The sequence below is a fragment of the Acinetobacter sp. V2 genome, assembly GCF_001188385.1.
Lineage (GTDB): Bacteria > Pseudomonadota > Gammaproteobacteria > Pseudomonadales > Moraxellaceae > Acinetobacter > Acinetobacter oleivorans.
In genome coordinates this window covers 14,999-17,018 of sequence record NZ_JZFB01000002.1, presented here as the reverse complement: position 1 = coordinate 17,018, position 2,020 = coordinate 14,999, and the positions used below count along the sequence as shown (strand labels likewise).

Here is a 2,020-nt window from a genome sequence, read left to right as displayed (position 1 = left end):
AAAAAGTACAGCACTTAAGCAAGCCGCTATACCGGCTGCATAAACTGGAACTGTTCGGTTCGGAATAGTCCAGTACAAAATAAAAAAGCCAACAATGGTCAATAAGAAAGAAATCAACCAGAGTATGAATGATCCATCAAGTTGATATCCTGCAAAATTATTGCTGAGAATATTCATGGAAGCGACAGTCGAGGAAATGACGAATGCACTTCCTAAAATAATCGGTCCTAAAGAGATGATGGTCCAGTAACGCATAAAACCCATAATGCCACTACGAGTTTCTTTTACGCGCCAAATGCGATTAAAGACGGTTTCAATTGAGGTCAGCATTAAAACGGTAGTGACGAATAAAAACAGCACACCAATAACGGTTAGATTGCTCGATTTCTCTGTGAAAGCATTTAGAGCTTTATCAAATGCAATAGTGCTCTTGGGTAAAAAATTACTATAGATTAAATGTTGGAGCTGTTGTCTTGCAGGTTCTAACGCTTTAATTGAAGAAATAATAACTAAAAAAACCGTTAACATCGGTACAACTGCGAATAGTGTTGTATAGGTGAGAGAACCAGCTTGTTCACGGCACCGATCAGCTTCAAAACGTTTAAATACATATAAAACGAACTGAAACCAGGTTTTATTATAAAAAGGAAGCTTACTTAAAAAACGTTGTAACATGCGTTGTCTATCCCGATTTTTTTAATCATCATGTTGGGCGATTAATAGCTTATCAAAGTATGAGCTGAAGAACTCAAATCGTAGATTAAAGCAAAATAATAACTTATAGAATTAAAGTCGTTCTGTAAGTTTACTATGCGCTATAGAAAAAATTGTAGCCATAATCTTTTCAGAAAAGTTGGCTTTCTGTTGTGTGATTATAGGATCCATCAAAAATTGGTGAACCTTTACTCAACGAATTTAAGAAATTTGCTCGTGTTACCTTTAACGCTAAACAATCAATCACCTCTAGAATTTCATAAAATTGGTTTCGCCAAAAAAATAAAAAATACCGTATAGTGTTCTTTTTAACAAAATTTATGAAACCGATGCAACCTTACATTCTTGTACTCTATTACAGTAAATATGGTTCTACTAAAGAAATGGCACATTTAATTGCCAATGGTGTTGAGTCTGCGGGTATGTCAGTGAAAATTCGGACAGTGCCAAATATTGCTCCGGTCGTCACGGTAGCTGAACCAAGTATTCCGGCAGAAGGCGATATCTACTGTACTTTAGATGATCTAGCGAATTGTGCGGGTCTGGCGTTAGGTTCCCCAACTCGCTTCGGCAATATGGCAAGTGAAATGAAATATTTTTGGGATCAAACGACGAGTCTTTGGCTCAATGGGGCATTACATAATAAACCTGCTTGTGTTTTTACTTCTTCTGGATCAATGCATGGTGGGCAGGAGAGTACTTTACTCACGATGTTACCGCCATTATTTCATCACGGGATGATGATTTTAGGATTACCAAATGCAATTCCAGCTTTATCTAACACTAAAACAGGTGGAACACCGTATGGGGCAAGTCATGTAAGCGGACCCCGTCATGACCAGAGCTTAAGTCAGGATGAAAAGATTTTGTGTGAAGCTCAAGGTAAGCGTTTGGGTGAAGTTGTTAAAAAGCTTGTAGTTTCTCTTTAAACAGCCAAAAAAAAGAGCGGATATCCGCTCTTTTTTATTTGCACAATTTATTCTTTTACAAAAGTAACTTTACCATCTGTAAGAGAAAGAACACGTGCTAATGACTCAACTCGGTAGCCTTTTTCAAGCAATAAATCACGGCCTGGTTGGAATGATTTTTCAATTACAATACCAACACCCACAACTTCTGCATTTGCTTGATGAATTAAATCAATTAGTCCTAATGCTGCTTGACCATTCGCCAAGAAGTCATCAATAACTAATGCTTTATCAGTTGAATGAAGGTGTTTGTTTGAAATCGCAATCGTGCTTTCAGTTTGTTTAGTAAAACTAAATACTTTAGAGCGATATAAGTCATCTTTTAACGTCAATGACTG

At 36.9% G+C, this 2,020-nt stretch carries 2 protein-coding genes and 1 pseudogene; 1 reads left to right on the top strand and 2 read right to left on the bottom strand.

The features are described 5' to 3' along the window. The coding region (locus UC75_RS20860; RefSeq protein ID WP_228137231.1) for a YihY family inner membrane protein at positions 1-675 on the bottom strand (675 nt) is incomplete at its 3' end. A gap of 359 nt (positions 676-1,034) precedes the next feature. On the opposite strand from UC75_RS20860, the gene wrbA reads away from it, so the two are divergent. Next, complete coding sequence (gene wrbA / locus UC75_RS08805) at positions 1,035-1,643, top strand: NAD(P)H:quinone oxidoreductase (RefSeq protein WP_023274375.1); 609 nt, start codon at positions 1,035-1,037, stop codon at positions 1,641-1,643. A gap of 47 nt (positions 1,644-1,690) precedes the next feature. Here the strand turns inward: wrbA and UC75_RS20855 are convergent. Next, positions 1,691-2,020: pseudogene (locus tag UC75_RS20855) on the bottom strand (xanthine phosphoribosyltransferase); the annotation flags it as partial.